Below are 6,722 nucleotides of genomic sequence, written 5' to 3'. Positions count from 1 at the left end.
GTAATTTGAAATACAAAGCAAAATTACGTGCTAGAGTTGAGGCTGATTCTATGGAAGCTGCAGCAGCTACTGAAATTGAATCAGAAGTTCAAGAAGTTACTGTGAAGGCAAAATCTAAAGCTAAAACTGCTAAAACTAAAGCAACTAAATCTAAAACCAAAGAAAAAACTCCATGCAAATATTGTGAGAAACTCTTTGTTTATCCACATAAACATGAGAAGAATTGCAAGAAGAACACCGAAGTTATATCTTCTCAGAAAAGTGAATCAATAGCAATAAAAGCATAAGATTTGTTCATAGCTTGTTGACCTCTCCAAATGGATTTTTCCACAAAATGGTAAATTTGGAGAGTCGTAATTTTTCTTTACAAATTCAAAAATTTGAAAATGGTTATTTTATTTCAGTAACAGAAGGATCTAACAAATTAGGTTCAATGGTAGTATCATTATCAACAGGACCGACTCCTATTACAACTACAATAATTCCATCAAGAACAGAAACTCTTTTTCTAAAACTTATTTCTGAACGAATTAGTACTAAAATGAAAGGAATTGCTTTAGTTTCTACTTTTATTAAAAAGCCTTTAGAATCAAATACTGCAAAAGCCTTAATGTCTGAGATTATGGATATGATTGAGAATGAGTGATTTAAGAAGTTACATTTCACAAATCAAAAAAATAAATAAATTAAAAACCGTAAAAAATACGGTTTCAACAAAATTTGAAATTGCTGGAGTTACAGCCAAGGTTGACGGTTCTCATGCTGTCTTGTTTGAAAAAATCAAAGAAAGTGATTTTAGATTAATTGCTAACTTAGTTGGTACTAGAAAACGATTTGGTATAGCAGTTGGTGGAACTGAATCTAATATTCATGAAAAAGTAATTTCAGCAATAAAAAAAGCAAAAAAACCTAAAATTATTCCTTCTGGAAAATTCATGGAAAATAAGTCAAAAAACCTCTTTTCCATGCCTATAGTGACTCATTTTGAAAAAGAATCTGGTCCATTCATTACATCATCTATTGCGTATGCCAAAAACCCTGAAACTGGAAAACAAAATTCATCATTTCATAGGATGATGCCAATTGATAAAAACCATCTTTCTATAAGGATGGTTGAAGGTCGTCATTTACACAGATGTTTTATTGATGCAAAAGATCATGGTGAAGATCTTAAAATTGCTATTACAGTAGGTGTACATCCTGCAATTTCAATCGCTGGTGCGTACCAAGCTGATTGGGGTAAAGATGAAATTGACATTGCAAATTCTCTTTTGAATGGAAAATTAACTTTAACAAAACTTCCTGTGTCGGGATTGAATGTACCTTCTGGTGCTGAAATTGTAATGGAAGGAAAAATTCTTCATGATAAAACTCATCCTGAATGGATGGTTGAAATGCTTCAGACATATGACCATAAAAGAACTCAACCAATTTTCGAACTTGAAAATCTATATTTTAGAAATAATCCTATTTTCCATGATGTTCTTTCTGGATATTCAGAACATAGATTGTTAATGGGAATGCCAATTGAATCAAAACTTAATGGAGAATTGAAAAAATCTTTTTCTCAAACTAAACAAGTTTCAATGACTAATGGTGGATGTAATTGGTTGCATGCTGTAGTCCAAATTAAAAAGAAAAATGATTCTGACCCAAAAAAGATTATTAAAAAAACATTTGAATCTCATCGTTCACTGAAACAAGTTACTGTAGTTGATGAAGATATTGATCCTAATAGTGCAGAATCAGTAGAATATGCCATGGCTACAAGATTTCAGGCAGATAAAGATCTGGTAATCCTTAAAAATGTACGTGGTTCTAGTCTTGATCCTTCTAGTAATCAACAAAAATTACAAACTGCAAAAATGGGCATTGATGCAACTAGACCTCTTTCTAAACGTCTTGAAGGATTCGAATTAGCAAAAATCCCCAAAATTGAGAAAATTAAACTAGAAAAATATTTCAAATGAGCATAATTGACTGATTAAATTAAATTGGATAAATTTAGGAGTAATTATTAGATAATATGTCATCAGAAAATCCCAATATTGCAGAAAAGAGTCCTTTCGAATCACATGCAGAAGTGATTGTCAGAATGTTCCCATCTGATGCTAATCCGGCAGGAAATGTATTTGGTGGTGAAATTTTAAAGCATATTGACATGGTAGCAGGAATTGTTGCTCAGCGACATGCTCAGTCAAATGCAGTTACTGTATCAATGGATAGTGTTAATTTTTTGAAACCTGTATTTGTTGGAAATGTTCTCACATTAAATGCCAGAATAAATTATGTTCATAAATCATCAATGGAAATTGAAGTTAAAGCAGAAGCTGAAGATATCGTCACGGGAATTAGGACTGTTACTGGAACCGCATTTGTTACATTTGTAGCACTTGATAAAAATGGAAAACCAAGATCTGTTCCTAAATTATCTCTGAAAACAGATGATGATAGAACAAAATTTGAAGAAGGCAAAATCAGAATGGATAACAGATTAAAGAATCGACAAAAATAACATGTGCTTTAATAGATCCATTTAAGAATAGTGACAACTATCTTTAGTTAATGTCCGAACAAGGAAAAAATAATGAATGGGATTCTTTGTGGGCCGAATACACCAAATCTCTTGAAAATTGGAAATCTCTTTTTGAGCAAATTCAAAAAGCAAGTAATGAAATGCAATCAAAATTCAATGATGTTTGGGATAAAGCAACTGTTGAATCTAGTACTGACACCATGAAATTATTTGGTGAGAATTGGCAGAAAGCTCTTAATGAGGCAGGAATGAATTCATTCAAAGAGTTTGGTGAGAATTGGCAGAAAGCTCTCAACGATAGTAATACAGCTTCTTTCAAACAATTTACAGAAAATTGGCAAAAAGCACTTAGTTCATCTGGATTAGAACAGATGAATGCTTATGGTGAAATGATGAAAAAGTTTGCTGAAACTTGGACTTCAATGTGGCCAAAATCCAAATAAATTAATAAATTGAGAGACAATTTTTCTCTTTTTTGCTTCATGGTTGTTTTTAAAAAACTACATCTTTCATTTTCTAATAGGATTTTTTGATAGAAACAATGAAAAAAGAAATCAACAAAACATAGAAAGAATAAAAATATGATCAATCCATAATTATTTTGTGTCTGTTACACAAAATGAATGCTTTATTGAATTATCTAGTTTTGATGATTTAGCAAGATATTCTTGTGCATCTCACGAATATCCTAAAAGAGTATATTCTCAAGAATTTGATGGATCTAGGATCCTTTCAAGTACTCTCGCATTAGCAAATACTTTGTTGATTTTTTATGTACCAATGCCAAAAGCTGGTAGATATATTTCATATCATGTCATTGCAGGAAAGGAAATTTGTGACATTGTCGAATCAACAAAAACTAATTCAAATTATGCACCTATCATTCATATGAAATCTAAAATTTCTTCATTGCCAAAAAAATTAAAAAACATCTCTGATCAATTTCATCCAATCCAAGTAAAGGATTTGGGTAGCTTAGCACGGCTAACATACGATCCAGAATTCCCTGATGAACAAAAACTCACACTTTATACATTACCATACAAAAAATCCTGGATAATTGGCTACATTACATCTTTAGAAATGGATGAAGTGTATTATAATTTCAATTATGTAGAATTAGAATCTGAGCCAACAAAACATTTTCTTAAATATCAAGGATTTCAAGGACAAGATCCCGAATTCTCTAATGATTTTGTTCATGGCTTTTCATATTTACCAATCATCAAAATCAAAAATGAACATTCTATTTTTGGATTATCTGATTAAATTTTGAATTTTTCTATCTGATCAATTCCTGAATCTTCTTTCTTGATTCTTCAACTAATCTTTTCATGACTGGAATGTAAATCTCTGCAGAATATGCGATTTCCATATCTTGATAATTTTCAATACTTGTGAATGCTGATGCCACAATCTGTTTTTCTTCCACTTTAGGCTCATTTTGTTCATGTCTTTTATGATTAATTACTTCCAAAAAAATTGGTAACTGTCTTCTGATTTCTATATTCAATTCATCTTGTGATCTTAATTTTTGATTATTCAGATTTATCTTGATTTCTTGATTAATATCATCTTTGTATCTATCTGATGCTCTGATCATTATCTTGATTTCAGGTAGTCTTTCAAATTTATTTCTGAAAGAATGTATTTTGTTAATAAAACCTGGATATGGATTTTTGTGTTCTTCAATATATTTTTCTGAATACCATTCTAAAAATTTTATAGCATTTTCATCATTTTTTATTTTTGCCTTGTCATAAATTTTCTCTTCAGAAATTTGCTCTACAAATAACCCAAAATCTCTGTTTACTTCCTCAAAAATTCCTTCAATTATATTATTTAATGACATTATGTATTGATCAAAAAAATAACTTACATAATATGGCTCAGGTTCATATTGTTTGATTTGTTTTAAAGCAATCTCGCATTTTATTATAGCTTCTTCAACGTTCATTGGGATTTATCGTGATTGATTATAGCATATTTTGATTGTGTTTTTAAGCTAGTAGCTAATTCTTTAAAAATCTCATTTACGCTAACATCTACCAAATTTATTGTAGCGTTTTCTTTCACAATCTGCTTTTCAAATTTTTCTTTAATTGCAAACGATACTGAAGACCAATGAAGAGTTCCTCTTAATTGTTCATCTACTGTTGAATTGGTTGTAGGGAAATTTGCTGGAGAAAAAACAATTCCGTTTGTCCATTGCATGGTGGGTATTCCTCCTCCTGACGATCGTGTACTAAATGCTATTTGTTTGACCCAGTCCTCAAATCTATATTCAATCACTTCATGAATTATCAGTTTTTTCCATGGTTCAATTGAAATTTCCATCAATTCTTATTGAAAATTCACAGTAATAATCCTATTTTTTGAGACTAATGATTATAATCTTGAATATTTGTAATAAATTGATTTTTTGATTGTATTATCAAAAAATCATCGCTTAATTACTAGAAATTAATCATTATTTTTTATGATAAAGAAGTGGGCTGATTTTTTAATTTCTGAAATTAGTTATGATTCTGAACATTTAATCTCAATCGCAACTAGACATCAAGATACCGATCAAGGTATTACAAAAGGTCAACCTGTAGATCGATTAACAATTGCCTCTGACATTAAGAATGGAAAATTCTATGTTACCATTTACAGTGGAAATAATTCTTGGAAAAAAGGTCATAAAATTCACACTTTCTTCATTGATGGCAGTCCTTATCTTCGTATTGATAAAAACAAGGCAACTTTAGACTATTTTGGCGATTTACCAGAGTCTTCATTTGTGAAATCTTTACAAATACAAGAATTAGAATCAAAACCTGAACCAGTAATAGAACCACCTTCTAGTCCTAGAGATTCATTACCAAAAGAGTCAGCAGAAGAACTTCCTCAAGAGTTAGATCTTACACCTGAACCAGTAATAGAACCAGAGGAAGAAGAAGCTACTCCTGAACAATTTTCTAAAGTTAAGGAATTAGAAAAAGAAATTGAAAAACTTGAGACTGGATATATAACATGAAATTATACAAAAACTACAAAAACAAAATAAGAAACTTGATCATATTAAAAATAAGATAAATCATCATGATGACTCTGAATCAAAAATTTTAGAAACTGTTTCACAAGAAACATCTTGTGTTAAGTGTAAAACTAAAAGACAAATCAAAAATCCCGAAAAAACTACTATGAAAAAAGGTAGGTCTGCTAGAGGATTTTGTTCAATGTGTCAATCTAAAGTTTTCCAAATTGGAAAAATGAAAAAAATAAAAATTTTATCTGATGTATAAAAATTACATTTGTCCAGATTGCCATGCTTGATTAAATTTTTTGATAGCTTCTTGATATGCCATTATCGAATCATTCCCCGAAGTTTTGAGAAATTTTTCCCATTGATTATTGAATTTTTTTATTGATTCAATATTGGTTTCTTTAAAGATATTTTCTATCATCTTTGTTTGTTGTTTGATGTATTCTGGACCTATCTCTTCCCAAGTATTTTCCCAACTTGAACTAACTTTTTTTAATAATTCCGCATCTGATTCTAATGCTTTTTGACATGCATCATGATATGTCATTAAAGTTTGATTTGTAGCCTTTTGCCATTGCGCAAGAGATTCCTTCCATCCATTTAAAGCAGAATTGTAGTCTCTCCATGCTTTTTCAAATTCAGGCTTTTTAGATGTAGTTTTACCTTGGTTTTTTGGATTTGATGCTGTTTTCTTTACCTTTTTTTTGGGATTACTTTTTTTCTTGGCTATCATATTTTGTTTTAAAAATGGTAGATGTTAAATCTTTCAATAATTCTATAGTTCTAGACATCCTGAGAATTTGATGCTTTAGAAAATTTTGGAATGTGCTTTTTGTCTTTATTAATAAATAATTTGTAGTGTTCCTCGCATAGATTTCTTGTTTCCCTAAAACTGATTTTTACGATTTCAATCGATTTTTGTTTACACTCTGAAATACTGCATTGCATTATCAAAAATAGTTCTATACTTTGCTAATAAAACTTTGAAATAATGTAATTATGAATGCTAACTTTTTATGATTGTTTTATGAGAAAAAATTATGAATGATGATGAAAAAGGAAAGCGATTTTTAGAATTAATTGATGATCAAAATAATTTTCAGTGGAAAATTGTTGCAAAATTAACTTCGTTAATCTCATCTGATTGGAATTCTG

The 6,722-nt window shown here is 30.0% G+C and carries 10 protein-coding genes and 1 pseudogene; 8 read left to right on the top strand and 3 right to left on the bottom strand.

Going from position 1 to position 6,722, the window contains the following annotated elements:
* The 6 genes and pseudogenes from OEW78_RS09430 to OEW78_RS09405 form a co-directional block, all read left to right on the top strand.
* Nucleotides 1-287, top strand: a pseudogene (locus OEW78_RS09430) (hypothetical protein); the annotation flags it as partial.
* A gap of 17 nt (nt 288-304) precedes the next feature.
* Nucleotides 305-646, top strand: coding sequence for a proteasome assembly chaperone 4 (locus tag OEW78_RS09425; RefSeq protein WP_300327048.1), 342 nt, complete (start codon nt 305-307; stop codon nt 644-646).
* A complete protein-coding gene (locus OEW78_RS09420) occupies nt 639-1,970 on the top strand; it encodes a UbiD family decarboxylase (protein WP_300327047.1) in 1,332 nt (443 codons plus the stop codon). The genes OEW78_RS09425 and OEW78_RS09420 overlap by 8 nt, the downstream gene beginning before the upstream one ends.
* Before the next feature lie 56 nt (nt 1,971-2,026).
* Nucleotides 2,027-2,515 (top strand): acyl-CoA thioesterase, encoded by a 489-nt coding sequence (locus tag OEW78_RS09415; protein WP_300327046.1) that lies wholly within the window; start codon nt 2,027-2,029, stop codon nt 2,513-2,515.
* 50 nt (nt 2,516-2,565) lie between these two features.
* Nucleotides 2,566-2,979: a hypothetical protein gene (locus tag OEW78_RS09410; protein WP_300327045.1), complete on the top strand. Its 414-nt coding sequence runs from the start codon at nt 2,566-2,568 to the stop codon at nt 2,977-2,979.
* A gap of 160 nt (nt 2,980-3,139) precedes the next feature.
* On the top strand, nt 3,140-3,805 hold the full coding sequence (locus OEW78_RS09405; protein ID WP_300327044.1) for a hypothetical protein: 666 nt from the start codon (nt 3,140-3,142) through the stop codon (nt 3,803-3,805).
* 13 nt (nt 3,806-3,818) lie between these two features.
* Here the strand turns inward: OEW78_RS09405 and OEW78_RS09400 are convergent, their stop codons facing one another.
* Both OEW78_RS09400 and OEW78_RS09395 read right to left on the bottom strand, forming a co-directional pair.
* Nucleotides 3,819-4,493 carry a hypothetical protein gene (locus tag OEW78_RS09400; RefSeq protein ID WP_300327043.1) on the bottom strand — a complete coding sequence of 225 codons (675 nt, stop codon included), beginning with the start codon at nt 4,491-4,493 and terminating at the stop codon, nt 3,819-3,821.
* Complete coding sequence (locus tag OEW78_RS09395) at nt 4,490-4,873, bottom strand: hypothetical protein (protein WP_300327042.1); 384 nt, start codon at nt 4,871-4,873, stop codon at nt 4,490-4,492. Before OEW78_RS09395 ends, OEW78_RS09400 begins: the two co-directional genes overlap by 4 nt.
* A gap of 142 nt (nt 4,874-5,015) precedes the next feature.
* Here OEW78_RS09395 and OEW78_RS09390 point away from each other — a divergent pair, with 142 nt between their 5' ends.
* Nucleotides 5,016-5,558 carry a hypothetical protein gene (locus OEW78_RS09390; protein WP_300327041.1) on the top strand — a complete coding sequence of 181 codons (543 nt, stop codon included), beginning with the start codon at nt 5,016-5,018 and terminating at the stop codon, nt 5,556-5,558.
* Nucleotide 5,559: 1 nt separating this feature from the next.
* On the top strand, nt 5,560-5,826 hold the full coding sequence (locus OEW78_RS09385) for a DUF5679 domain-containing protein (RefSeq protein ID WP_366523058.1): 267 nt from the start codon (nt 5,560-5,562) through the stop codon (nt 5,824-5,826).
* Nucleotides 5,827-5,829: 3 nt separating this feature from the next.
* Here the strand turns inward: OEW78_RS09385 and OEW78_RS09380 are convergent, their stop codons facing one another.
* On the bottom strand, nt 5,830-6,300 hold the full coding sequence (locus tag OEW78_RS09380) for a hypothetical protein (protein ID WP_300327040.1): 471 nt from the start codon (nt 6,298-6,300) through the stop codon (nt 5,830-5,832).
* Nucleotides 6,301-6,722: the final 422 nt, after the last annotated feature.

The organism is Candidatus Nitrosopumilus sp., assembly GCF_029882185.1.
In the GTDB taxonomy this organism is placed as follows: domain Archaea; phylum Thermoproteota; class Nitrososphaeria; order Nitrososphaerales; family Nitrosopumilaceae; genus Nitrosopumilus.
Note: the sequence above shows the minus strand (reverse complement) of the source record. Positions and strands in the feature narration are given on the sequence as shown.

Excerpts from the sequence above, each read along its gene's own strand:
- OEW78_RS09420 (WP_300327047.1), top strand. The coding sequence starts at position 639 with ATGAGTGATTTAAGAAGTTACATTTCACAAATCAAAAAAATAAATAAA.
- OEW78_RS09415 (WP_300327046.1), top strand. The coding sequence starts at position 2,027 with ATGTCATCAGAAAATCCCAATATTGCAGAAAAGAGTCCTTTCGAATCA.
- OEW78_RS09410 (WP_300327045.1), top strand. The coding sequence starts at position 2,566 with ATGTCCGAACAAGGAAAAAATAATGAATGGGATTCTTTGTGGGCCGAA.
- OEW78_RS09400 (WP_300327043.1), bottom strand. The coding sequence starts at position 4,493 with ATGAACGTTGAAGAAGCTATAATAAAATGCGAGATTGCTTTAAAACAA.
- OEW78_RS09395 (WP_300327042.1), bottom strand. The coding sequence starts at position 4,873 with ATGGAAATTTCAATTGAACCATGGAAAAAACTGATAATTCATGAAGTG.
- OEW78_RS09390 (WP_300327041.1), top strand. The coding sequence starts at position 5,016 with ATGATAAAGAAGTGGGCTGATTTTTTAATTTCTGAAATTAGTTATGAT.
- OEW78_RS09380 (WP_300327040.1), bottom strand. The coding sequence starts at position 6,300 with ATGATAGCCAAGAAAAAAAGTAATCCCAAAAAAAAGGTAAAGAAAACA.